The organism is Bradyrhizobium valentinum, from assembly GCF_001440405.1.
GTDB lineage: Bacteria > Pseudomonadota > Alphaproteobacteria > Rhizobiales > Xanthobacteraceae > Bradyrhizobium > Bradyrhizobium valentinum.
Map to the genome: position 1 here is coordinate 375 of NZ_LLXX01000206.1, position 24557 is coordinate 24931.

The 24557-nt window shown below is 63.4% G+C and carries 25 protein-coding genes; 6 read left to right on the top strand and 19 right to left on the bottom strand.

Features of this window, described 5'->3' with window-relative positions; genetic code table 11:
- Both CP49_RS35920 and CP49_RS35925 read right to left on the bottom strand, forming a co-directional pair.
- On the bottom strand, positions 1–995 hold a 995-nt coding region (locus tag CP49_RS35920), incomplete at its 3' end, for a DUF2336 domain-containing protein (RefSeq protein WP_245311051.1).
- 63 nt (positions 996–1058) lie between these two features.
- Positions 1059–2207 carry a GGDEF domain-containing protein gene (locus CP49_RS35925; protein WP_057854839.1) on the bottom strand — a complete coding sequence of 383 codons (1149 nt, stop codon included), beginning with the start codon at positions 2205–2207 and terminating at the stop codon, positions 1059–1061.
- 419 nt (positions 2208–2626) lie between these two features.
- On the opposite strand from CP49_RS35925, the gene CP49_RS35930 reads away from it, so the two are divergent.
- The 4 genes from CP49_RS35930 to CP49_RS35945 all read left to right on the top strand — a co-directional run bounded on the left by CP49_RS35930 (position 2627) and on the right by CP49_RS35945 (position 6638).
- On the top strand, positions 2627–3196 hold the full coding sequence (locus CP49_RS35930; RefSeq protein ID WP_057854840.1) for a sigma-70 family RNA polymerase sigma factor: 570 nt from the start codon (positions 2627–2629) through the stop codon (positions 3194–3196).
- Positions 3193–3906, top strand: coding sequence for a hypothetical protein (locus tag CP49_RS35935; protein ID WP_057854841.1), 714 nt, complete (start codon positions 3193–3195; stop codon positions 3904–3906). The genes CP49_RS35930 and CP49_RS35935 overlap by 4 nt, the downstream gene beginning before the upstream one ends.
- A 36-nt stretch (positions 3907–3942) precedes the next feature.
- Complete coding sequence (locus tag CP49_RS35940; protein WP_082646420.1) at positions 3943–5691, top strand: S8 family serine peptidase; 1749 nt, start codon at positions 3943–3945, stop codon at positions 5689–5691.
- A 434-nt stretch (positions 5692–6125) separates the two neighbouring features.
- On the top strand, positions 6126–6638 hold the full coding sequence (locus CP49_RS35945) for a TIGR03809 family protein (RefSeq protein ID WP_057854842.1): 513 nt from the start codon (positions 6126–6128) through the stop codon (positions 6636–6638).
- A 21-nt stretch (positions 6639–6659) separates the two neighbouring features.
- Here CP49_RS35945 and CP49_RS35950 read toward each other — a convergent pair whose 3' ends face one another.
- The 6 genes from CP49_RS35950 to CP49_RS35975 all read right to left on the bottom strand — a co-directional run bounded on the left by CP49_RS35950 (position 6660) and on the right by CP49_RS35975 (position 13187).
- Positions 6660–8030: a TIGR03808 family TAT-translocated repetitive protein gene (locus CP49_RS35950; protein WP_057854843.1), complete on the bottom strand. Its 1371-nt coding sequence runs from the start codon at positions 8028–8030 to the stop codon at positions 6660–6662.
- A 285-nt stretch (positions 8031–8315) separates the two neighbouring features.
- The gene (locus tag CP49_RS35955) at positions 8316–8960 is read right to left on the bottom strand and encodes a pyroglutamyl-peptidase I (RefSeq protein WP_057854844.1); all 645 of its coding nucleotides are present in this window, start codon (positions 8958–8960) and stop codon (positions 8316–8318) included.
- A gap of 142 nt (positions 8961–9102) precedes the next feature.
- A complete protein-coding gene (gene meaB / locus CP49_RS35960) occupies positions 9103–10095 on the bottom strand; it encodes a methylmalonyl Co-A mutase-associated GTPase MeaB (protein WP_057854876.1) in 993 nt (330 codons plus the stop codon).
- A gap of 53 nt (positions 10096–10148) precedes the next feature.
- A complete protein-coding gene (locus CP49_RS35965; protein WP_057854845.1) occupies positions 10149–11660 on the bottom strand; it encodes a tripartite tricarboxylate transporter permease in 1512 nt (503 codons plus the stop codon).
- A 3-nt stretch (positions 11661–11663) separates the two neighbouring features.
- Entirely contained in the window at positions 11664–12149 is a 486-nt protein-coding gene (locus CP49_RS35970; RefSeq protein WP_057854846.1) for a tripartite tricarboxylate transporter TctB family protein, read from the bottom strand.
- Positions 12150–12191: 42 nt separating this feature from the next.
- Positions 12192–13187, bottom strand: a complete 996-nt coding sequence (locus CP49_RS35975; protein WP_057854877.1) for a tripartite tricarboxylate transporter substrate binding protein — start codon at positions 13185–13187, stop codon at positions 12192–12194.
- Positions 13188–13406: 219 nt separating this feature from the next.
- Between CP49_RS35975 and CP49_RS35980 the strand changes: the two genes are divergently transcribed.
- On the top strand, positions 13407–13874 hold the full coding sequence (locus CP49_RS35980; RefSeq protein ID WP_057854878.1) for an SRPBCC family protein: 468 nt from the start codon (positions 13407–13409) through the stop codon (positions 13872–13874).
- 14 nt (positions 13875–13888) lie between these two features.
- Here CP49_RS35980 and CP49_RS35985 read toward each other — a convergent pair whose 3' ends face one another.
- The 11 genes from CP49_RS35985 to CP49_RS36035 all read right to left on the bottom strand — a co-directional run bounded on the left by CP49_RS35985 (position 13889) and on the right by CP49_RS36035 (position 22582).
- On the bottom strand, positions 13889–14674 hold the full coding sequence (locus tag CP49_RS35985; RefSeq protein ID WP_057854847.1) for a DUF3298 and DUF4163 domain-containing protein: 786 nt from the start codon (positions 14672–14674) through the stop codon (positions 13889–13891).
- On the bottom strand, positions 14674–14955 hold the full coding sequence (locus CP49_RS35990) for a HepT-like ribonuclease domain-containing protein (protein WP_338060445.1): 282 nt from the start codon (positions 14953–14955) through the stop codon (positions 14674–14676). The genes CP49_RS35985 and CP49_RS35990 overlap by 1 nt, the downstream gene beginning before the upstream one ends.
- Before the next feature lie 62 nt (positions 14956–15017).
- Positions 15018–15314, bottom strand: coding sequence for a nucleotidyltransferase family protein (locus CP49_RS35995; RefSeq protein ID WP_057854848.1), 297 nt, complete (start codon positions 15312–15314; stop codon positions 15018–15020).
- A 36-nt stretch (positions 15315–15350) separates the two neighbouring features.
- Positions 15351–17507, bottom strand: a complete 2157-nt coding sequence (gene scpA / locus CP49_RS36000) for a methylmalonyl-CoA mutase (protein ID WP_057854879.1) — start codon at positions 17505–17507, stop codon at positions 15351–15353.
- Between the two features lie 42 nt (positions 17508–17549).
- Positions 17550–18014 (bottom strand): GFA family protein, encoded by a 465-nt coding sequence (locus CP49_RS36005; RefSeq protein ID WP_057854849.1) that lies wholly within the window; start codon positions 18012–18014, stop codon positions 17550–17552.
- The gene (locus tag CP49_RS36010) at positions 18011–19879 is read right to left on the bottom strand and encodes a methylmalonyl-CoA mutase subunit beta (RefSeq protein ID WP_057854880.1); all 1869 of its coding nucleotides are present in this window, start codon (positions 19877–19879) and stop codon (positions 18011–18013) included. The genes CP49_RS36005 and CP49_RS36010 overlap by 4 nt, the downstream gene beginning before the upstream one ends.
- A 92-nt stretch (positions 19880–19971) precedes the next feature.
- Positions 19972–20463 carry a 2-amino-4-hydroxy-6-hydroxymethyldihydropteridine diphosphokinase gene (gene folK, locus CP49_RS36015; protein ID WP_057854850.1) on the bottom strand — a complete coding sequence of 164 codons (492 nt, stop codon included), beginning with the start codon at positions 20461–20463 and terminating at the stop codon, positions 19972–19974.
- Positions 20463–20834 (bottom strand): dihydroneopterin aldolase, encoded by a 372-nt coding sequence (gene folB, locus CP49_RS36020; RefSeq protein ID WP_057854851.1) that lies wholly within the window; start codon positions 20832–20834, stop codon positions 20463–20465. Before folB ends, folK begins: the two co-directional genes overlap by 1 nt.
- Positions 20831–21679, bottom strand: a complete 849-nt coding sequence (folP, locus tag CP49_RS36025; protein ID WP_057854852.1) for a dihydropteroate synthase — start codon at positions 21677–21679, stop codon at positions 20831–20833. Before folP ends, folB begins: the two co-directional genes overlap by 4 nt.
- Before the next feature lie 75 nt (positions 21680–21754).
- Entirely contained in the window at positions 21755–22162 is a 408-nt protein-coding gene (locus CP49_RS36030; RefSeq protein ID WP_057854853.1) for a DUF4332 domain-containing protein, read from the bottom strand.
- 54 nt (positions 22163–22216) lie between these two features.
- Positions 22217–22582 (bottom strand): DUF2267 domain-containing protein, encoded by a 366-nt coding sequence (locus CP49_RS36035; RefSeq protein WP_057854854.1) that lies wholly within the window; start codon positions 22580–22582, stop codon positions 22217–22219.
- Between the two features lie 339 nt (positions 22583–22921).
- On the opposite strand from CP49_RS36035, the gene CP49_RS36040 reads away from it, so the two are divergent.
- Entirely contained in the window at positions 22922–24544 is a 1623-nt protein-coding gene (locus CP49_RS36040; RefSeq protein ID WP_057854855.1) for a helicase HerA-like domain-containing protein, read from the top strand.
- The last annotated feature ends 13 nt before the right edge of the window (positions 24545–24557 follow it).

The window sequence follows — 24557 nt, forward strand, 5'->3', positions numbered from 1 at the left end:
GAAAGCTCGTCGCGCATCTTGATGATGACCCTGACCGTCGACCACGACAGGCCCGCGACCTTCGCCAAAATCATCACGCCTTCGGCCCGGCTTTCGATCATCATGTTCTCGGCGATCGCCACCGGCACGTTGGCGAGCGCTGCGATCGAGGCATTGGCCTCGTCGAATTTGCCGGCATCGGCAAACGACGCCACCTGAGGTTCATCGAGCCGGCCGTGCTCGTACAGCGACTTGACCAGCGCATGAGCTATCGTGGTGTTCTTGGTGATGTCAGAGGTCGCCGAGCGCGCGCGCCGCGTTGCCTCCTTGACCGCCGTCGGCACCTCGGCCGCCTGCTGCGGGTTGGCGGCCTCCAGCCGCTGCCGCACCGTGTCGGAGGCCTTGGCGAGTAGTTTCAGATAGAGATGCCGCGGCACGGCCGGACGCAGGCCGATGCAGGTCGTGAGATTGTCGTCGCCTTCGGCGCGGCTGACGAGGCGGGTAAAGCCGCGCTCGGTGAACTCCGCGCCGGGATTGTTCACGGTCGACTGGATCACCTCGTCGTTGCCGCGCTGGACCAGCACGTCGGTGACCGCGCCGCTAAGGGTTTTGCGGGTCGAAATCGCCATCAAATGCGCCTGGCTCTTGCTGCGCGCATTCTCGATCAGGGTCTTGTCGTCGAGTCGCGTCGATTGCGACAGCACGGGACCTGCCACCTCGATGACGTCGTCGAAAGCAAGCGCGCGGATGGTGAGCGGCGGGGCGGTGTCGATCGGGGCGAGACGGTTGGCTAAAAGCATCTTCGCCGAGGTTTCGATGTGATCGATCAGGCACTGGAAGACATCGTCGAACAGCCCGATCTGCTCGTCCGAATAATCCACCGCGCCGTTGATGAAGAGATCGGTTACCCGGCGCAGGGTCTCGACCCGGCGAGCGACGGTTCCGTGCGCAAGCGTGGACTGCAGCTCATCGAGCAGACTTATGGGAGAGCGAGAGATGGCGGCTTTCGAAATCATGACTCTGTCCTGGAGCAAAAACCGGCGTCGGATTCTTCGCCGCCGGAGCTGAAATATGTCGGATCAGGCGCTGGTAATGCGGTTGCGTCCCTGCGCCTTGGATGCGTAAAGCGCGCTGTCGGCGCGCGCGAGGAATGTGTCTGACGTCTCGTTCGGCTTCAGCGTGGCGACGCCTGCGGAAATGGTCACCTTCATGCCCGGAGAAAATGCGCTCCAATCGAGGTCGGCAATAATGGCACGCAACCGGTCGAGCGCCCGCATGGCCTGGCCGGCGTCCATGTCGGGCAGCACCAGCAGGAATTCCTCGCCACCATAGCGGCCGAACCGGTCGACGCTGCGGATGTTGGCGAACATGGTGATCGAGAATGTCCGCAGCACCTCGTCGCCGGTCGGATGGCCGTAGGCGTCGTTGATGCGCTTGAACCAGTCGAGGTCGATCAGCGCGATCGAGCATGGCGATCCGCCGCGGGTCGCACGGGCGATCTCCTCTTCCAGCATTCGCATGATGCTGCGTCGGTTGGACGCCCCCGTCAGCTCATCGAGTTCGGCCAGTTCCTCGATCCGCTTGTACGCCGCTTTCAGTTCGAAGCTGCGGTCGTAGAGCATCTTGCGCATGGTGCTGCCGTACAATCCCACGAAGGCGCATTGCCCGATCGTGAGGACATAGGAGAGCATCGCGGCGACACGTTCGGTCTGGGTCGCAACCGGCAAACCGATCGGCGTGCTGGTCAGCAGAAAGATCGGGGCCAGGCCGATCATCGTGAGCGTCCACGTGATGATGGCCTGTCGCGAGGTCATCCGCAGCGCACCGAATCCGAAGATGAGGAATACGACGCTGAGGAAGGCAAATCCGATTCCGGGCACCGCCAGCAGAAAACAGAGCTGGAGCGCGACGTGGCCGGCGACCTGGAAGATCGTGAGATAATGATCCTCGAACCGGTCGTTGAAATGGGCCTCCGACAGCACGACGAAGATCGCCACCAATCCGATGCCGGAAAGGAAATAGGCCGACGGAACGATGATCGGGACGGTGCCGGCGTAGCAATAGACCAGCAGAACCGAGGTGATGAGCGCGTAGCTGACGCCCTGCACGGCCAGCATCTGGCGGCGCTGGCCGGCCCGGCGGTTCAATATCTCCGGCGGCAGCCGGACCGGACGCGCGGCCGCACTGTGGGAGCCTTGCCCCTGAAGCAATGAAGCCGCGCTGCTCATGTCCCGTCGCTATTGGAGTGTGTCCGACGAAACTTTAGGGAATAAAGCCTTTAGGTTTGGTATCTTTTGAAGTCGAATCGGCTCCGTTAAAACCCGGCCATTGCACTGTTTCACAACGGAAATCTGCCAGATTCCGATAGCGCGGAACCCGCTTGTGCGGGACCCCTGGGCGTAACGCAGATGCTGCCCCGCCGACGAAGCCTTGCTAAGGTTGTGGGGTGGCCGTCTTTAGGAAAGTGTTTCCGTATTATGGTACCAATATCGGGGATTAGTTCCTTCTCGCCGGGAAAATGGCCCGGCAATCCCCGTCTGTGGGGTAGATCACACATGCAATCTGGACATTGCCGTAATGTGAAGAATCTCACCTTTCACGTCGAACCGCCGGCCTCTCCCGTCAGACCAACTTTGCGAGACGGCCATTGAACGCGGCACAGGCGGCTTCAGACGAAGTTCTGATCGCTCGGATCGCTCAAGGCGACCGGCTCGCCATGCAGGTGCTTTACGGAAGGCACCATGTCAGGGTGTTCCGTTTCGGGCTTCGGCTCGTAAGGGATGAACAGATTGCGGAAGACCTCATCAGTGAGGTTTTTCTCGATGTGTGGCGTCAGGCTGGCAAATTCGAAGGCCGATCCGCTGTTACCACCTGGCTCCTGGCGATTACGCGGTTCAAAGCCCTGTCGGCGCTCAGGCGCCGCAAGGACGTTGGACTGGACGAAGAGACCGCAAACGCGATCGAGGATACGTCCGACGATCCGGAAGTGATGGTGCAGAAGAAGGATACCGGTGAAGCGTTGCGCAAGTGCCTGACAGCACTTTCGCCAGAGCATCGGGAGATCGTCGATCTCGTCTACTACCACGAGAAGTCCGTGGAAGAGGTGGCCGAAATCGTCGGCATCCCGGAGAACACCGTCAAGACGCGCCTGTTTTATGCGCGCAAAAAATTGGCCGAGTTGCTCAAAGCAGCAGGCATAGAGCGAGGTTGGCCATGATGGCAGCGAGCAGAAAAATGCTGGATCACGAGCCCAGCGATATCGAGATGCTGTTGCCGTTCCACGCGGCCGGCACGCTGAGCACGCGCGATGCACGCCGCGTCGAGGACGCGCTCGCCAGCGATCCCGAGCTTGCCCGGCAATATGCCGTCATCCGCGAAGAATATGCCGAGACGATCAGCCTCAACGAGAGCCTGGGTGCGCCGTCCACGCGCGCCATGCAGAAGCTGTTTGCTGCGATCGACGGAGAGCCCGTGCGCAAGCCATCGCTTTCGGTCAGCCTGTCCACCCGGATATCGGAATTTTTTGCAAGGCTGTCGCCGCGTACGCTGGCCTGGTCGGCGAGCCTCGGCGCCGTGGCGCTGCTGTTGCAGGCCGGCGTGATCGGCGCCGTGCTGGTGAAGAACCAGACCGCCTTGTTCGAGACCGCGTCGCTGAGCATGAATGAGCCGTCATCCGCACCCATCACCCGCGATCTCGGAAGCAGCGCCGCGCCGCCGCGCGCGCTGGTGCGGTTTGCGCCGGAAGCGCGCATCGCCGACATCACGACGCTGCTCGACAATTACCAGGCCTCGATCGTCGATGGCGCCAAGGGCGGCATGTTCCGGCTGCAATTCGGCAACAAGGCGATGAGCAAGGACGAAGCCGCTAGCCTGATCGGCAGGCTGCAGCGCGAGAAGATCGTCAGCCTGGCGGTTGCAACGCCTTAGGACGCTGCCGGCGCGTCGCGGGAAGGCCGAAGTCCCATGGTTCACGATGGCCCGAATTGGCTGATGAAGACGCGCCGCGCGGCATTGATCTTGTCGGCGGTGTCTCTGCCATTGATAGCTTTCGCGGCCCCCGCGGTTCATGCGCAGGGCATCATGCGCACGCCCAATCTCAATGTCGGGGCGCGGACGCCTTCCATCAACCCAACGATAACGCCGCGGATCAATCCCGGTATCGCGGCACGGCCGAGCGTGAGCGCCGATCGAGTGGCGCGCACGCCGCCGTCCCGGATTGGCACCATGAGTTCGACCCTGCGGGTCCGCCCGGGGGCCGGCGTGCCATCGACGCTGCCCCATGCGCGGTTTTCGCCCAACCTCCATCCGGCCTGCCAGAATGCGTTTCGCGGGCCTGACGGTGAATGCTTCGATCGTCCGGTTATGTCGGCTGGCGGCGGCAACGGCGCTTCGGCCAAGAAGGGCAGTGGCGGATCGCGCAACAACAACACGCAGGCCGCGGTCGATCTGCGCGCGGTCCGCAACGAACTCGTCGCCGAAATAGACGGCGCGTTGTCTACCGCCGAGGCCGACGAACTGGCGCGGCGTCATGGCCTGGAGCGCATCGCGTCGCAGAGTTTCCCGCTGCTCGGTGGCACCATCGGCCTGTTCCGCATCGTCGATAACCGGCCGGTGGACACGGTGCGCCGCGAACTCGCGGCCGACGGCAGCGTGCGTTCGGTGCAGCTCAATTTCCGCCATTTCCTGCAGGATCAGAAGAGGGCCCCGGTCGAGGGCGACGCCGCGCAATACGCGGTCGCCCAGCTTCGGTTGCCGCAGGCGCATGCGCTCGTCCGCGGCATGAACGTCACCATCGCGGTGATCGATTCCGGCGTCGACGTCAAACATCCCGAGCTCGCCAATTCGGTCGCCGACAGCTTCGACGCGCTCGGCAGCAAGGAAGGTCCGCATGTCCACGGCACCGGCATTGCCGGCGCGATCGTTGCGCATGCCAAACTGATGGGTAGTGCGCCGGAGGCGAGGCTGATCGCGATCCGCGCATTCGGCGCGGGGTCGAAGGGCGCGGAGAGTACGTCCTATGTGATCCTGAGGGGATTGGACTACGCGGCCGAGCATGGCGCGCAGATCATCAACATGAGCTTTGCCGGCCCGAAGGATCCACTGATCGAGCGGGGGATCGCCGCTACCGCAGCCCGTGGCATCCTGATGGTGGCTGCGGCCGGCAATGCCGGTGCGAAATCGTCGCCGCTCTATCCAGCCGCCAATCCGAACGTCATCGCGGTGAGCGGAACGGACGCGCAGCAAAAGCTGTTTGCGGCGTCGAACCGGGGCAACCACATCGCGATATCGGCACCGGGCGCCGATATCTTCCTGCCGGCACCGGATGAAAAATATCAGATCACATCGGGCACCTCGTTCTCGGCCGCCTATATCAGCGGCGTTGCGGCGCTGATGCTGGAACGCAATCCTGCGTTGAAACCCGCCGATATTCGCGCGATTCTGACGAAGAGCGCCCGCGATCTCGGCACGCCCGGCCGCGACGATCAGTTCGGAGCAGGCGAGGCCGACGCCTTTGCCGCGGTTATCGCAGCGGCCGCCGCGCCGGCGGTTCCGCTTGCCTCAGGTTCCGGCAAGCCAACCGGGGAAAAGACGCCGGCGCTTGACCCGTCTGTCGATAACGCTTCCGTGAGCCGGGCGCTGAATGACTCCCAGCCATCGATAGCGTCTGACAAATCGGCCGCAAACGCTGCAAAACAGCCTGCTGCGCAGTGATTTTCCAGCGATCGTCCCGCACGCAAGGTTAAAAAAATCGCCGGGCGTTTTGAACGTTCGGCGAGGGTGCTGCGACTTATCTATGTGGGAGCGGTAATCCCTCCCCATCGGCTGTATTCGGCGCGAGCGCCCATCCACCCCAAGCGCCCCATATGGCTTGACCCGTCCGGTTGTCCCCCCGGACGGGTCTTTCATTTTCGGCACTGAATTTGGAAAATGCCGCGTCGGGACGGCTTGCAGACCGCAAGCTCTCCGTCCGCGTGACGCCTCGATTCCCCGCGACTCCGTACTTGTCCGGGTTTCTTCGATCCGTTGCGCGCTCCGTAGCTCCACGTACTGGACAAGGAGAAAGTTTTCCACAGAATATACTTGTCACGTCCAATTGATTCGTCTCAGGTTGCGTCTGCGTCCGTCTCTCTCTTACGGGCTGATTTATGGCACATCCTGCAGACGTAGCGCGCGGCCGCAACATCGTTGCGCGCTGGTGCAACCTTGCTGAGCAACGGCTGGAATACCTTACTGAACTGTTCGAGACCGGGCGCTGGCGCCGCTATCACACCGAAGTCGAATTTCTCGAAAACATCCAGGAAGCCAAGGCCGCCGTCGAAACCTGGCGCGACCTGTTGAGCCGGGAGGCCGCGCTCGACAACACGGCGATCGACGTGGCCTGGCTTGGCCGCCGTCGAACGACGCCAATGCTGCTGACGCCGCTGCCGCGCGATGAGGGGTTCCGTCAGCCGGTTGTGCAGCTTCAGCCGGCGCCGGTTGCCGCCACGCCGCCGCGCGACATTCCCGCCGACGTTCTGGTCGCGCTGGAAAGCCAGCTCGTCGCTGCGGACAACGCGCCTTCCGTGCCCGACGCGCCGGCGCTGGACGATATGCCTTTGCCTGCACTCAGTCTCGATGTGATGAAGGAACGCTATCCGCTGCTGCGCAACGCGTTGTAGCCGGGCGAGGGAGGGCGCCAACTAGCGCCGCACGGCGTTGCCTCCGACCACCACCTGTGCGTAGCGCTGGGCGCCTTCGGCTGACAGATCGGTCGTGATGGTGCGGGCGTGGTCGAGGCCGACCACGGCGCCGCGCGGGGTTTCCGAAATCATGTTGTTATTGACCAGCGCCGTGCCGGCGCCCGGCAGCACCGAGACGCCGACGCCGACAAAGGCGTTGCGGATGACGTTGCCCGTGATGGCGACGTTGCGGAGGTATTTGCCCCAGCCGGCAATGATGCCGAACGAGGGCGCGTTTTCGATCACGTTGCCAGTCACCGTCGAGTCCGCCTCGACATAGATGCCGATACCGGCGTCGTCGTCGGGCGCGGTGCCGATCGGCCGCTTCGGCAGCAGATTGCGGATGATGTTGCCCTGGACCACGGCGATGCGTCCGCCTTCGTTGAAATTGCAGACGGAGACGCCGACGGCGGCGCCGTCGACCGTGTTGTTGGCGATTACGGCGGCTTCGAACGCGAATTCCGAATAGAGCGCGACCTCGCGAACGTTGCTGACGCTGTTGCCCGTGATCTGGATGTTCGAGGCCGAATTGCCGCGCACCGCCGAGTAATCGCAATTCTTGATGCGGTTGCCGCGCACGATCACATTGCCGGCGCGGTAGGCGTTGATGGCGTTGCCATGTTGCCCGGAGCCGCCGGGGCCGGCCTTGATGTCCTCGATGCGGTTGTCGAGCACCAGCGTGCCGTCGTCGCCGATCGCGGTGCGAAGGATCTCGATGCCGTTGTCATTGGTATCGGTGATGGTGTTGCGCGACACGATCAGGCCCTTGGCGTCGAAGGATACGACCGCGGTGGTCGCGATCTTCGTGAAGATGTTGCCGGAAATGTCGCCCGAGACCTGTTCCAGCCAGATGCCGTTGCCGCCGCTGCCTGATATTTCGCAATCGGCGATGCGGACGTCGCGACCGCCGAGGCAGTGCACGAGCCCGCGCCGCGTCGGCAGCGGAATGTTGCCGCCGTCTAAGCTGATGCCGGTCAGGCCGATGCTGTTGGCGCTTTCGCCCTGCAGCATAGAAGCGCCGCCAGTGAATACGAGCTTGGTCGCGCCGCGCACGCCGACCAGTTGCGTGCCGTTCGAAAGGCGAAGCATGCCGGTGCGGTAGACCCCCGGAGGCAGTGCCAGCGGCACTTGCGCGCGTGCGGCTTCGTCGATCGCGCGCTGCAGTTTCGCGGTCTGATCGTCGGGGCTGCCGAGACGCACGCCATATTGCGTGACGTCGCGCCCAAGCGCGGAGATCGGCGCTGCCGCGCGCGCGGGCTCAGGTGACATCGCGAGCGCGCCGGCTACGCCGGCGGCGGATGCTCCGATGAGATGACGGCGGTTCATGTCCATGGTCCCTCGCGCAATGCAGATCGCGGCGTCAGCGCCTTCATAGGTATCGCGAAAATGCGGCCGGGCATGGTGAAGACCGGGAAGAAACGCGGCGATTGTTCGGGGTAGGGTTAATGTTGGGTACGGCGATAACAGTTCGCGCTCTGGAGTAACCACTAAACCCTCATGGTGAGGAGGCGCGCAGCGCCGTCTCGAACCATGTGGCCCGGCTCGTGCCATTCATCCTTCGAGACGCGCGTTCCGCGCTCCTCAGGATGAGGTCTGACACAGGTGAGCACGGCGAAGCTACGAAGCCCTTCGCGCCAATCTAACCATTTCCAGCAGCATCGCTTCGCCGGCGTCGACCAGCTCTTCCAGCGTGATGCGCGGAAAGCCCTTGCGTCTGACGGCGCCGCTGCGCGCGAGCGGCGGGATGTGGACGAAGGCGGCGAGGCGGGGGCCGTTATCGGTATCGACCGCTTCGATCGCGCGCCAGCTCAGGTAGTTGCAGAGATAGCTTCCGGCGTCGCGCGAGGCGCGGGCATCGAGGCCGGTGCCTTTGGCTGCACGCAGCAGTTTCGCGGTGTGCGGGCCGAACCTTTGCGCATCAGCGCCGTCGGCGATCGATCCTTTGCGAGCACGGGTTTGCGCGGCGTCGGGCCACAGCATGGTGACGGCGTTGCGGGCGCGGGTCTCGACCCGGAGATATCCGGTGCGGCCGGCGAGGCCAAACATCAACAGCGCGTGCGGCTGGTGCGTTTTCAATGCCAGCGGCAATTCGCGGTCGACCGCCTTGTAGGTTACCGGAAAGATGTGGCTGGACAGTTCGACGTCGGTGAAGGCCGGGCGGCGTAGCCGCGTCAGGCGTGCCACCAGCGACTGCGTGGGATTGTGGGGCGCACCGGGAAACGGGCCGAAGCCGGTGACGAGAATGCGAAGTTTTTCGCTCAAATGAATCAGCTTCTCCTCTCGTCATGCCCGCGAAGGCGGGCATCCAGTAAACACCGACATACGTGTGATCCCAACTGACAACTGTGGAATACTGGATCGTCCGCCTTCGCGGACGATGACACAAACATCGTATCGAGCCAAGCTAGCGCAGCATCTCCGCGATCTGCTCGGCAGCGACCGCCGGCGTGATGCGGCCGTCGGCGACCTCGGCCTCGGTCTTCTTCACCTTGGCGCGAATCGCGGCATCGGCGCGCAGCCGCGCCATCATGCGTTGCTCCAGCATCGACCACATCCATTTCACCTGCTGCTCACGCCGCCGGGCGGCGAACTCGCCCGAGGCGTTCATGGCGGTGCGGTGATCCAGGATCTTCTGCCACAGCGCGTCCATGCCGGTGCCCGTCAATGCCGAATAGGTCAGCACCGGCGGATGCCAATGCTTCGAGCGGGCGCTCAGGATATGCAGCGCGGAGCGATATTCGGCCGCCGCCAGGTTGGCGCGCTTGATGTTGTCGCCATCGGCCTTGTTGATCGCGACCATGTCGGCGAGTTCGACCAGCCCCTTCTTGATGCCCTGCAGTTCGTCGCCGGCGCCAGGCAGCATCAAGGCCAGGAAGAAATCGGTCATGTCGCAGACGGCGGTTTCGGACTGGCCGATGCCGACGGTTTCCACCAGCACCACGTCGAATCCGGCCGCCTCGCAGAGCAGCATCGCCTCGCGGGTTTTGGCGGCGACGCCGCCGAGCGTACCGGACGAGGGCGAGGGCCGGACGAAGGCGGCTTCGGAATTGGCCAGCCGCGCCATCCGCGTCTTGTCACCGAGGATCGAGCCGCCGGTGCGTGCCGAAGAGGGGTCCACGGCCAGCACCGCGACCTTGTGGCCGCGCTCGATCAGGAACATGCCGAGCGCATCTATGGTGGTGGATTTGCCGACCCCGGGCGAGCCGGTGATGCCGACGCGGACCGCCTTGCCGGTGTCTGATAACAGCGCCTGCACCAGATCGCGGGCCGCCGCCTGGTGATCGCCGCGCCGGCTTTCGATCAGCGTGATCGCCCGCGCCAGCGCCGCACGCTGGCCGGCGCGGAGATCCTTGGCAAGCTTCTTGAAATCGGGGGAAACATTCTTCGGCAGTGTCATGCCATGGTTTACAACGGCCGTGCCGTGCAGGCGAGGGGGCCTGCGCGGTCCGTTCAGCCGGCCGACGTGGCCGGGGCGGGCGTGCGCTTGAGCCGCCGCCACACCCAGACCAGCACCGGCCAGATCAGCGCGCCGATCGCCAAGGCGGCCAGGATCGCGGCGATCGGACGCTCGAAGAACGGGAATACGCTGCCGTCGGATTTGATCAGCGAGGTGACGAAGCTCTGCTCGATCATGGTGCCCATCACGATGCCGAGCACCATCGCGGCGACCGGATAGCCGTTTTCCTCCATGACATAGCCGATGACGCCGAAGGTCGCGACGATCACGACGCCGAATATGTTGTTGCCGATCGCGAACGAGCCTACGGCACAGCACAGCATGATGACCGGCATCACGGTGGAACGCGGCGCGCGCAGCACGTAGCTCGCAAGGCGAATCATGACGATGCCGAGCGGGATCATGATGATGTTGGCGATGATGAACATCAGGTAGATCGCATACATGCTCGACGCTTTTTCGGTGAACAGCGTCGGGCCGGGGTTGAGGCCTTTCATGTAGAGCACGCCGATGGCGATGGCCGCGATGGTGTCGCCGGGGATGCCGAACAGCAGCGAGGGCACCCAGCCCGAGGCGATGCTGGCGTTGTTGCTGGCGCCGGCTTCGACCAGGCCCTCGACATGGCCGGTTCCGAACTTCTCGGGTTCTTTCGAAAAGCGCTTGGACATGGCGTAGCTGACCCAGGCCGCCATGTCGGCGCCGGCGCCCGGCAGCACGCCGATGATGATGCCGATGATGTTCCCACGCGTCATCTGCCAGTTGTATTTTTTGGTGAGCTTCCACTGGCCCGCCAGGATGCTTCCGAATTTGCGCCGCGGGATCGGCGGCGGTTCCGGCGTCAGCATCGCGCGCATCACCTGCGCCACGGCGAAGACACCGACCAGCGCCGGGATCGGTTCGATGCCGCCGAACAAATTGGTCATGCCGAAGGTGAAGCGCGGAACGCCGCCAGGATTTTCGATACCGATGCAGGCGACGAGTAGGCCGATGAACATGCTGGCGATCGCCTTCACCGGAGAAGAGCGCGCGACCAGCGTGGCGCACATCAGGCCGAGGAATGCGAGCCAGAAGTATTCGAAGGTCGAGAACGACAGCGCGATCTCGGCGAGCGGCGGCGCCAGGATCATCAGCGAGAGCGTGCCCGCGATGCCGCCGACAGCGGAGAACCAGACGCCGGCGCCGAGCGCGAGTTCGGCCTCGCCTTTGCGCGTCATGGCATAGGCTTCGTCCGCGTAGGCCGCCGAGGCGGGGGTGCCCGGGATGCGAAGTAACGCGCCGGGGATGTCACCGGCGAATATCGCCATCGTGGATGCCGCCACGATGGTGGCGATCGCGGCGATCGGCGACAGATAAAACGTGACCGGGACCAGCAGCGCGGTCGCCATCGTGGCCGACAGGCCAGGCAGCGATCCGATCACGAGGCCATAGACCGATGCCGCGAGCATCGCGACGATGACTTCCCAGGTGGTGATGAGCGCGAAGGCTTGCGTCAGGGTATTGAGCATCGATCACCAGGGCATTGGCAAAACGCCGGGCGGCAGCGGCACGCGCAGCAATTTTGAGAAAATCAGGTGGATGCCGATCGGCGCCAGCACGGCGAGCGGCAGCGCAACCTTCCAGCGGGCTCCGAGCGCGGTTGCGGTCACGTACACGATCAGCGTCGCTGTAAGGATGAAGCCGAGCCGGTCGGCGATCGCCACGTAGAACAGCAACAGCGCCGGCGGAAGCAGGGCGCGCAATCCGTAGAGCTTTCCGGTCGGTGGCTGCGGCTGGTCGCCCTCGACCGGAATAAGGTGTTCTTCTTCCTCGAAGCTGCGGCCGATCCCGAACGCGATCGCGAGCCCGCACAGCGCCAGACCCGAGCCGATCACCAGCGGGAAGACGTTCGGTCCGACCGGCTGGCCAGGGACCGGCGGCAACTGCCATCCGCCATAGGCGGCAGCCGCGCCGAGACCAACGAGAAACAATCCCGTGACGCGATCGGGAAGACGCATGAACTGGCTCCGCAGATATCGGGCGACGTCAGCCGATGAAGATCAAGCCTTCGACAGGCCGGCGGCCTTCATCGCCACGCCCATCTGGGCGTCGCCCTTGTCCATAAAGGCTGCGAATTGGGCCGCATCGCCCCACACCGTTCCGAAGCCGCGATTGCTCATGAAGTCCTTGAACTCCTTGGAGTCGTAAACCTTCTTCAGCGACGCCGTGAGCTTGGTCGCGACGTCAGCCGGCAGCCCTTTGGGACCGGCAATGCCGCGCCACGCACCGGTCGAATAGTCGATGCCTATGGCTTCCTTCAGCGTCGGCACATCGGGGAATGCAGGATTGCGCGCCGTAGCCATGACGGCGAGGCTGCGCGCCTTGCCGGCCTCGATGATCGCGCGGGCTTCCGGCACCGAGCATGTGGTAAGGTCGAGGCCACCGGCCGCGAGATCCTGCATCGCGGGTGCAGCGCCGTTCGACGGCACCCAGGCCACGTGGTTTGGCGCCAGTCCCATTGCCTGCATCCAGCCGACCAGCGCCAGATGCCAGATGCCGCCCTGGCCGGTGCCGGAGGCTTTGAACTTGCCGGCAGGCGCGGCCTTGATGGCGTCGGCGAGTTCTTTCACGGTCTTGTAGGGCGATGTGGAACTGACCTGGATGCCGGGCGGGTCCTCGTTCATCAGCGCGAGCGGTGTGTAACTCTTGGGCGCCAGTTCAGTGAGGCCCTGCCAGTGCATCATCGAGATTTCCACCGTCAGCATGCCGATGGTGTAGCCGTCGGGCTGTGCGGTCGCGATCGCGGAATGGCCGACCACGCCGGAACCACCGGTGCGGTTGACCACGTTGAACGGCTGGCCGAGGTCTTTTTCCAGCAGCGCCGCAACAATGCGCGCGGTCGCGTCGGTGCCGCCGCCGGCACCCCAGGGCACGATCACGGTCACCGGCCGGGACGGATAGGCCTGCGCGAAAGCCGGCTTGAAACCAAAGCCCGCGACGGCTGCGGCAGCAGCGGATGAAGCCGCAAAGGCGCGGCGCGTGATCTTTTTGGACATTTTGTGGTCCTCCCTGCGGCGTCCGTGACGCCGGACGCTCTTGTGATGCGACATTCTAGGCGGCTTTGCGTTGTGGTCGCAAGGCATTGGCTCATGAGGGAGATCGTAGCCGGTGGGCATCCCGCCGCATCCGGAAATCGGGTGGTGGCGATCGGGCTACCCGAAATAGGTATCCATGTGCGGCCGGTCATCGGGCCGCGATCGATTGCGGAGAGAACCATGACGACAGCCTATTACAGCACCGTGCTGGACCATCCCCTGGAAACCGTGTGGGCCCTGATCCGAGACTTCAACAACTATCCGGCCTATATCGACGGCGTCAGCGAAAGCATGATCGAGGACGACAAGGGCGGCGATGAAGTCGGCGCCGTCAGGCGCTTCTGCTACCTCGGCAATTGGATCCGGCAGCGGCTGGCCGGCCATTCCGACCAGGCGCACTCGCTTACCTATGCGGGCATCGAGCCGTTTCCGTTTCCGTCCGAATCGCAGCCCGACGTTCCAGCGCCGACGCGTTACGAGGGGACGATGCATCTGCTTCCGATCGTCGAGGGCAACCGAACCTTCATCGAATGGTCCGTGAAGCTCGACACCGCGCCACAGGACGAGGATCGCTGGCGAGCACTGTTCCAGTCATGGATCCCGGACTGGACGCATTCGCTGGAGCGGGCGCTGGGCCGGAGCGTTTAATCAAGGCGCAGCCGTTATTGTGACCGGTCTTCGTCGTCCCTCGGTCGCGCACCGCCGAAAATTTTGACGCCTTCCGGCGTCAGATACGGCTTCAACGTCTCCCACGGCACGAAGGCGATGTACTCGCCTTCGGCATAGGAGCCCACCGCGTAAGGCGCGTAGTGAAAGGTCAGGCCGGAGCTCTTGCCTTCCGCGGTCGATGGCGCCAGCGAGACCGGCCCGATCTTGAGCAGCTTTGGCTCGATGGCTTCGATGGCGCTGGCGTCCGTGCCTTCCGCGCCGCGCTTCTTTTTCTCGGCCTCGAGAGATGCAATGACGCCTTGCCGCATCGCTTTTAGCGTCGGGCCGTTGTCGGCTGTTTCGGTGAAGAACGGGCGGATGCTGATGCGTTTGCCCGCTGACCTGTCCCACAGGATGGTGTCGGACGAAGAGTTGGGGTGCGCGCCGCCCGTATATTCGTAGTCGGACCTGACGATGCTGACATAGCGGCCGTCGACCACCGAGCGCGTCTGGTATTTCCGCTCAAACGACCACGCGTTGCGGAATAACTCAGGGTCCTGCTTGCGTTCCTTGTCGGCATCGGCACGGTTCTTCACGGCCCATGCCTTTCCCTCGGCCAGGCAGTTCGCCGCCAGCGCCGGATCGGCCTTGATCTTGGCGTCGAGGGTGACGCTGGCCTCGACCCATTTGGTCTTGATGGAAAAGTCCGGCGTGGGCTCGGCTGCAAGGGCGGATAAGGTCGATAAGAAGCCCAGTAGCAAGACCGCGCTGCACCTTGCAAGCTGCGTTCCAGAAAACATCAACGCTTCAATTCTCCGGTAACACGTTGAACGAAGGCATTAAGAGGCTCAAGATCGTCCTCGATCATAGCCCATAGCAGACCTGCGTCCGTGCGATGATATGCATGGCGTAACCAGTTTCCGAGATCGGCCAAACGCCTCCAATTAATGGTCGGTTCCTGAGCCTTCACGTCAGATGGAATAGATCTCGATGCTTCACTGATAATTTCAAGCAACCGCTCGACGGCCATACGCATTACCAGATTTTCGGAGAAGCTTTCGCGTGTTTGTCCCACTACCACTTCACGAATGTTGCCAATCAGTGGCGATATGGCTCATTCGGTCGGCAATGGTTGGCTGCACGTCAGAAGACTTCCACGACATCGTCCGCGATTCGCTCGGCGAAGCGAGGCGGAATCGATCGGCGCATGGTGGCCTGCGCCGGCAATCCTGTTGCGTCTTCAATGATATGCTCGACACCAATGAGGTCGAGAAGCGAGAACGATGCGTCGTGTTCGACTTCGACAAGCACGTCGATGTCGCTATCCGGACGATTGTCGCCGCGCACGCGTGAGCCGAATATGGCAAGCTTGGTTACGCCCTCGGCTTTGATTGCTTCAGCGTTTTTCCTGATTGTTGCAATAATCTCTTCGCGCGTCATGGCGTGACCTGGTCCGTAATCTAGCCAGTCTATCAGCTACTCCGCCGCCTCGCTATGGCCGAGCCGGGCGTTGAGCTTGTGGATCAGCTCTTCGGCGGCATCCGAGATCACGGTGCCGGGCGGGAAGATCGCTTCCGCGCCGGCCTTGTAAAGGGCGTCATAGTCCTGCGGCGGGACGACGCCGCCGATGATGATCATGATGTCCTCGCGGCCGTGCTTTTTCAGCGCGGCCTTGAGCTCCGGCACTGCGGTGAGATGAGCGGCCGCCAGCGACGATACGCCGAGGATATGCACATCGTTCTCCACGGCCTGCCGCGCCGCCTCGTCGGCCGTGGCGAACAACGGCCCGATATCGACGTCGAAGCCGACATCGGCGAACGCGGACGCGATCACCTTCTGGCCGCGGTCGTGGCCGTCCTGGCCGATCTTGGCGACGAGGATGCGGGGGCGGCGGCCCTCGGCGTTCTCGAACGCATCGATCAGTTCCTGCACTTTCTCGACCCGGTTGGACATGGCGGACGCCTCCCGCTTGTAGACGCCGGTGATGGATTTGATTTCGGCGCGGTGACGCCCGAACACTTTCTCCATTGCGTCCGAAATTTCGCCGACGGTGGCTTTCGCGCGCGCAGCATCGATCGCCAGCGCCAGCAGATTGCCGTTGCCTTCGCCGGCGCTGCGCGTCAGCGCGGCCAGCGCCTGGTCGACTTCCTTCTGGTCACGCTCGGAGCGCAGCCGCTTCAGCTTGTCGATCTGCAGCCGCCGCACGGTGGAGTTTTCCACCTTGAGCACGTCAATCGCGGCCTCGTCGACCGGCTTGTACTTGTTGACGCCGATCACGGCCTGCTTGCCGGCATCGATGCGGGCCTGTGTCTTGGCGGAGGCTTCCTCGATGCGCAGCTTCGGTACGCCGGCCTCGATCGCCTTGGCCATACCGCCGAGCGCCTCGACCTCCTGGATATGGCCCCAGGCCTTGATCGCGAGGTCGTGCGTCAGCCGCTCGACATAATAGGAGCCGCCCCAGGGATCGATGATGCGGTTGGTGCCGCTTTCCTGCTGCAGGAACAATTGCGTGTTGCGCGCGATGCGGGCCGAAAAATCTGTCGGCAGCGCGAGCGCCTCGTCGAGCGCGTTGGTGTGCAGCGATTGGGTGTGACCTTGCGTCGCCGCCATCGCTTCGATCGTGGTGCGCATCACATTGTTGAAGACATCCTGCGCGGTCAGCGACCAGCCGGAGGTCTGGCAATGCGTGCGCAGCGACAGCGAGCGCGGATCCTTCGGATTGAACTGGGTCAGCAGCTTCGCCCACAACAGCCGCGCGGCTCGCATCTTGGCGACTTCCATGAAGAAGTTCATGCCGATCGCCCAGAAGAACGACAGCCGCGGCGCAAAGCGGTCGACGTCGAGGCCCGCGGCAAGCCCGGCGCGTAAGTATTCGACGCCGTCGGCCAGCGTATAGGCGAGTTCGAGATCCTGTGTCGCTCCAGCTTCCTGCATGTGATAGCCGGAAATCGAAATCGAATTGTACTTCGGCATTTTTTGCGAAGTGTACGCAAAAATGTCGGAGATGATCCGCATCGAAGGCGCCGGCGGATAGATGTAGGTGTTGCGCACCATGAACTCTTTCAGAATGTCGTTCTGAATGGTGCCCGACAGTTTCTCCGGCGGAACGCCCTGTTCCTCGGCGGCCGCGACGAACAGCGCAAGGATCGGCAGCACCGCGCCGTTCATGGTCATCGACACGCTCATCCGGTCGAGCGGAATGCCCGCGAACAGCGTGCGCATGTCGTAGATGGAATCGATCGCCACGCCCGCCATGCCGACGTCGCCGGAGACGCGCGGATGATCTGAGTCATAGCCGCGGTGGGTGGCGAGGTCGAACGCGACCGAAAGGCCCTTCTGGCCGGCGGCGAGGTTGCGGCGGTAGAAGGCGTTGGAATCCTCCGCCGTCGAGAAGCCGGCATACTGCCTGATCGTCCAGGGCTGATTGACGTACATGGTCGGGTAGGGGCCGCGCAGATAGGGCGCGACGCCCGGCCAGGTCTCCAGGAAATCGATGCCTTCGAGATCGGCTTCGCTGTAGCCGGGCTTTACCGGGATGCCCTCGGGCGTCAGCCAAGGCTCGGCGCTGCCCGTGGGCTGCGCGGGCGCGGTGGCTTCAAAGGCGATATCTGCGAAGTTCGGTATGCGGCTCATGGTACCCATTGTAGCACATGTGATTGTCGGGGAGCGTCACCCCTAATCATGGTCCGGATGCTGGTGACTGACGATGCGGTTAAGGTATTCGGCGCCCGCAGCTTCAAGCGTGCTTCGACCAGGTAGATAGGCAATCCTGCCGACCCAAGCCAAATGGGACTCGGTGCCGGTGGCGTAGGTCGGAACGACGAGGTCCGGCCGGTCGAAGCTGCCGGTGGTGAGCTCAATCACGTCTCCGCCGATCGCCCGATAGCTGAGCGGTGTTCCGCAGGCAGCACAGAAATCGCGCTCGGCGATCGATGACGAGCGGAAGGTTGCCGGCTTGCCGTGTGTCCACGCAAAATCCTCATGCTTGACCTCGGCGAGCGATATGAATGGACCGCCAACCGCTTTCTGGCACATCCGGCAATGACACAGCCCTATTTTCACCGGGGTCGCGTATACGGCGAAGCGTACCGCTCCGCACTGACAGCCGCCGGTCAGAATAGCCTTCCTGTCCGATGTCATGTTCCCTCCATCCGCCGCCAGGCTTCCTGCAGCATCGCCAGCGCATCGCCGCCGGCAAAGATGAAATCGCCGACGCCGGCCGAGCGCAGCGCGGCCTCCTGCTCGCCGGGCCGCCCTGCTAGATAGATATGCCTGGCGCCGGCGGCTTGAAGGGCCTTTGCGGCCGCCGCCGCGTGTTCCGCATAGACCTTGTCGGACGAGCACACGCAGGCGATCGCAGCACCTGACGTCTTGAACGCTGTGGCCAGCGCCGCAGGGTCGGCAAATCCTTGCGTATCGATCGCCTCGATCCCGCCGGTCTCGAAGAAGCTTTTGGCAAAGGCGGCGCGCGCGGTGAAGTCGGCGGGCGTGCCGAGATTGGCGAGGAAGATTTTTGGCCGCGCGCCTGACGTCTTGAGTTTTTCGTCCGATTTGTCGCGCAGCGCTTCGAAGGGCGCGGCCAGCCGTATCGGCGCCAGCGGATCGAATTTGAATTTCGCCTCGCCATAGGGCGGCAGCACGACGGGCGTCTCATCAAGGACGGCGATCTCAGCCTCATGCAGGTTCGGAAATTCACTCGCGCCCGTCAGCACGTCCTTCCGCTTGGCGATATTGGCCTCGCGGGCGGCCCGCGTCGCGGCGACCTTTTTCTGGATCAGACTCTGCTCGAGTGCGGCGAAGATGCCGCCGGCCTTTTCGATCTCCTGAAACAGCGACCATGCGGCTTCGCAGAGTTGCTGGCTCAATGTTTCGATGCCGCCGGAACCGGCCGCGGGATCGGAGACTTTTGCGAGATTGGACTCTTCCAGGAGCACCAGTTGCGTATTGCGCGCGACACGCCGCGCGAAGGGATCGGGCAATCCCAACGCCAGCGTGTGCGGCAAGACCGTGATGGCGTTGGCGCCGCCGAGACCGGCGGAGAAGGTCGCCATCGTCGCGCGCAGCATGTTCACGTTAGCGTCGCGCTGCGTCAGCAGGCGCCAGGCCGTATCCGCCGCGACGAACAGCGGCTTGGACGTCAGGCCGCAGGCCTGTTCGATCCGTGCCCAGAGCAGCCGCAGCGCCCGGAATTTCGCCAGCGTCAGGAACTGGTCCGCATCCGCGCTGAGCCTCGCATACACCATGCTTTGGGCATCTTCGAGCGCAATCCCGGCCTGCTCGATCGCGCGCAGATAGGCGACGCCTGTGGCGAGCACGAATGCCAGTTCCTGGACTTCCGATCCGCCGGCATCGTGGATGACCCGTCCATCGGCAACGGCGAGCGGACCCTTGAAGCCCATCGCGGCGAGGCCCTTGATCGCGCTGGTGACCGCGGTCGCGATCTCCTCCCAGCTATAGGGACTGGAGCCCCACACCGCACAGGACCCGAGCGGATCGAGGCCGAAACGGATGTCGCAGGCCGCGGGATCGATGCCTTTGCCCTTGATGTATTCGGCGACGTGAATGGCCGCCATTCGCGACTGCGGACCGATCTGAAGTTCGATGCCGATGCCGGCGTCGAGATAGATGCCGTCGAGAACCTGCGCAACGGCCTCCGGCGAAGGATCCAGACCAAACCCGTGCGCGCCATTGGCGCCGGCGAACACAAGTGTCAGCCCCGTCGCCCCGTTCTCCAGATCGTGCAGCGCCTGCGCGTTGGCCACCTTCGCATCGGGATGATCGATCCGCTGCATGATCTGCCAGGGCGCAGCGGCGGCACGGCCGGCTACCGGCGCGGCGCCTTTCGCGCGGCGATAGATCGGATCGATCCTCAACCCATCGGACGTCTTGCTGACCAGTTTCTCGAACGGCGCGCCCTTCAGCACCCCGTCGACCAGCTTGCGCCAGTCCTCAAAGGTTGCCTGCGGAAACTCCGCGGCCAATGTCAGCTCGTCAGTCTTGGTCATCCGGCCCATTATTCCCTGGTCGTCCCTTGATTTGGCTGGAAATTGCCACGGGGCGGGCGCCAAGCCAAACGGTTGTTTTGGGTCTTTCGGGGTCAATCGAGGTCGGGCAACCGCTGGATACCCTCGGTTGAAAGCTGCGCCAGCGCATCGCGGACGCGGCGTCCCGCAATGATACGATCGGGCGCGATCTCGGCCAGCGGCACCAGCACGAAGGCGCGTTCGAAAAGGCGCGGATGCGGCAGCGTCAGTTCCGGCTTGTCGAGCCTGACATCGTCATAGGCGATCAGGTCGAGGTCGAGGGTACGCGGGCCCCAGCGTGTCTCGTGGGCGCGGTCGCGCCCGAACTTCTTCTCGATCTTGTGCAGCGTGAACAGCAGCGCATGCGGATCGAGGCTGGTTTCGATCTCGATGCAGGCGTTGGTAAACGGCGCCTGGTCTTCCTCGCCCCAGGGCGGGGTGGTGTAGTCAGAGGAACGCGCGAGCAGGGCGGCCTGCGTCATGCCGCAAATATTGCTGACGGCTTTGCGGAATGTCGCGCGGACGTCGCCGACATTGCCGCCGAGCGCGATCAGCACACTTGCCATCAGGACGATGGCCGCTTGCGCATCAGCACCACGCCGACATCCTCGAAGATCTCGGCAATCGGCGCATGCGGCTTGTGGACCGTAACCTTGACCGCATGGACGCGCGGGAACGCCGCGAAGATCGCGTCCGAAACGGCGCCGGCCGCGCGCTCCAGGAGCTTATAATTAGCGTTCGTGAACGCGGCGGTCGCGGTCTCGACCACGCTGGCATAAGAAACGGTGTCGGACAGCCGATCAGAGTGCGAGGATTCCGACAGGTCGATGGAGAGTTCGAGATCGATCACGAACCGTTGCCCGACTTTGGTCTCGTGCTCCATCACGCCGTGGCGGGCATGGGTTACGAGGCCGGTGATGAAGATCGTATCGCTCATCCCTGTTCCTTGATTGCAGCGGCCACGCGCAGTGCCTGCACGGTTTCCGCGACGTCGTGCGCCCTGATGATCCGCGCCCCATTCTGGGCCGCCAACAGATGCGCGGCAATCGAACCGCCGAGCCGCTGATGCGGTTCCGATGGCGTCACCGTGCTGATAAAACGCTTACGCGAGGCGCCGACCAAGAGTGGCAGTCCGAACGACTGCAACTCGCCGAGCCGAGCCAGCGCGGTCAAGCTCTGCTCGGGCGTCTTGCCGAAGCCGATGCCGGGGTCGAGCACGATCTTGTCAGACGAAATTCCAACCTTCGCGGCGATGTCGAGCGACCGCGCAAAGAAATCGGCGATGTCCTGCATAATGTCGATTGCGGGATCGGCGCGCTCCCGGTTGTGCATGACGATGACGGGCAGGCCGCGCTCGGCGACGAGGCCTGCCATGCCGGAATCGCGCTGCAGGCCCCAGACATCGTTGGTGATGGCGGCGCCCTGATCGAGCGCCCAGGCGACGACGGCCGATTTCATGCTGTCGATCGACACTGGAATGCCGAGCGCGACGACGTCGGACAGCACCGGCTGCAGGCGCTTCAATTCTTCTTCCGCCGAGATCGGTTCCGAGCCGTAGGGCCGGGTGGACTCCGCGCCGATGTCAATGATGTCGGCGCCCTCGGCGATCATTCGCCGGGCCTGGGCCAGCGCGCGCTCGGGGGCGGCGAATTGCCCGCCGTCGGAGAATGAATCGGGTGTCACATTCAGGACGCCCATCACCGCCGGATAGGGCCTGGACAGCAGCGCTGGCAGCACCGGATGACCGGTCGCGGCGGTGGGGCTGGGCTTGGCTGCGATCATGCCGTGGCTTTGCGCGGTCCGCGCTGGCAAGTCAAGGCATTGAGAGCCGGCCTTCGCGGGCAGGCGTGACCGGTTTCAGTAGCTGATCATCGGCGGAAGCTTGCGTGCCTGCTCGATCAGTTGCTCGACCGATCTTTCGGAGGGCAGAACCCGGACCAGTTTGCGCTTTGAGTTCACGTCTTTCATGTTCTGGGCCAGGCGCGCCGGATTGCGGAGCGCGAGTTCGCGCACGGTGGTGACACCGGCCGCGCGCACCAGACCTACCTTGGCCTTGCCCATGCCGGGAATGCGCATGTAGTCGGAAAAATTCGCCCATTCGAGCAGTTGCTGTTCGCTGATGCCGGTCTTCGCTGCGAGCGCCTTACGCCCCTTGACCGTGCGGGCGGCTTCCAGCAGCGCTTCCGTGGTGCGAATGCCCTGCGATTTCAGCTTCGAGGCAGAGTAGGCGGTCAAGCCTTCGATCTCGGAGAGGGGATATGTCATGATACTCAATGAAAAAAATGTGCTCAGGCCGAATGTGCTCAGAAGAGATGCGCTTTATGCGAACTGGCTGAGACCCGGCGTCCCTGAAATGATTTCGCCCATTTGATCCGCTCCGATTTTGTCGCGGCCGAACCTGAAAAGTTCACGCGCCACGTTTTGAATCTCGCTCATGCCCAGACCAAGCGCCATCAGCCTGGTGCCGACCGCCATCAAGCCTCCGCCCATCAGCCTTGAGAATCCACCATTGCTGCTGGAAGCCGCAATCGCAGCCTCGGCACCCGGAATTTGGTCGATCAGGGCCTGAACCTTGTCGGAGGGCCCCTCGTTACGGAGAAAACCCAGAACGATTCCGACGGTTTTTTCAGCGACAGCGCTATCGATGCCGGCCTTGGAGGCCAGCCGTGCTATCAGTTCGTCCATATTGCCCCGTCCCCAACCGGTTTTACCGGGTCGTCTACTTGTCAATTTGATCTTGAGCGCCTGCGATCTGAAATACAAGCGATCCGCGCACATCAAGACGAGTTTGGTTCTAGATCGCGCTGCGAGTGTTGCAGCAATGCAAGAGTGAATGCCGGATTCACGCTGGCTTGTTGCGCTGCGTTCTGGATTTCACCGCCGGAGGTCGGAAAAAAGTATGAGAAATGCGAACGGCGAGGCGGGCGAACGGTCGCGTATACGCTGCTGACGGTTTCAATCGGCGGGCAGGATGCGATATGATTGTCAACCAAATCTCCCCGATGCGCGCGAAGAGGCGATGCGATGACCTCCGATAACAAGACGGCCGATACCAATGAGAAGATTTTTATCGGAAAGGGTGAACAGACGGCCTGGCTGTCGCTTGCGCTTGCCAATCGGCATGGCCTTGTCACCGGCGCAACCGGCACCGGCAAGACCGTGTCGCTGCAAGTGATGGCGGAGGGCTTTGCCCGCGCCGGTGTTCCCGTGTTCGCGGCCGATATCAAGGGTGACCTTTCCGGAATCTCAGAAGTCGGCGAGGCCAAGGATTTCATCCTCAAGCGCGCCGGAGAAATGGGCCTCAATTTCCAGCCCGACCAGTTCTCGACGGTATTTTGGGACGTGTTCGGCGAGCAGGGCCACCCGGTTCGCGCCACGGTCACGGAAATGGGGCCGCTATTGCTGTCACGGATGCTCGATCTGAACGACGTGCAGGAAGGCGTCCTCAATGTCGCATTCCGCGTGGCGGACGAAAACGGCATGCCGTTGCTCGACATGAAGGATCTGCGGTCGCTGTTGGATGCGATCGCGCCAGCCGGTGGCAAGAAGGGGCCGGATGACGAGGAGGATGAACTCGCCGAAATTCGAAAGGCCGCGCAGAGCTTCGGCAATGTCAGCAAGGCGACGATCGGGACCATTCAGCGCCAGCTTCTGGTGCTGGAAAATCAGGGCGGAACGAAATTTTTCGGCGAGCCGGCGTTGTTGCTGAAAGATTTCATGAAGACCGACAGCGACGGCCGGGGAATGGTCAATATTCTGGTCGCCGACAAGCTGATGCAGAATCCGAGGCTCTACGCGACCTTCCTGCTGTGGATGCTGTCGGAGCTGTTCGAGGAACTGCCGGAAGCCGGCGACCTGCCAAAGCCGAAACTGGTGTTCTTCTTCGATGAGGCGCATCTATTGTTCAACGACGCGCCGAAGGCACTATTGGACAAGATCGAGCAGGTGGTCCGCCTGATCCGCTCCAAGGGCGTCGGCGTCTATTTCGTCACGCAAAACCCGATCGACGTGCCGGACAAAGTGCTGGCCCAATTGGGCGGTCGCGTGCAGCACGCGCTGCGCGCATTCACGCCGCGCGACCAGAAGGCGGTCAATGCAGCGGCGCAGACCTTCCGGCCCAACCCCAAGCTCGACACCGCCCGCGTCATCATGGAGCTCGGCAAGGGCGAAGCGCTGGTGTCGTTCCTCGAAGGCGGCGGCACGCCGACCATGGTGGAGCGCGTGATGATCCGGCCGCCGACGGCGCGGATCGGGCCGATTACGCCGGAAGAGCGCAAGGCGATCATGAGCAGGAGCCCGGTCAAGGGCAAATACGATACCGCGGTCGACGCCGAATCTGCCTATGAGATGCTGCAGAAGCGCGTGGCAGGAACGGCAGCGCCTGCGGACGGTGCGGATGCCGGCGGAAGCGGCGGCGGAATTCTCGGCCAGATCGGTTCGATCGTCGGCACGATCTTCGGCACCAACGTCAAGCGCGGCAGGCTGTCGACCGGTCAGGTCATCGCGCGAGACGTTACCCGTTCGGTCACCAACAGGGTGGTCGGCGGCATCGTCGCCGATCTCGGCAAGTCGGTCGGCGGATCGCTTGGCAGTTCCGTCGGGCGCGCGCTGGTGCGCGGCGCGCTTGGCGGACTGCTGCGGCGGTAAAGCTACGATCTCC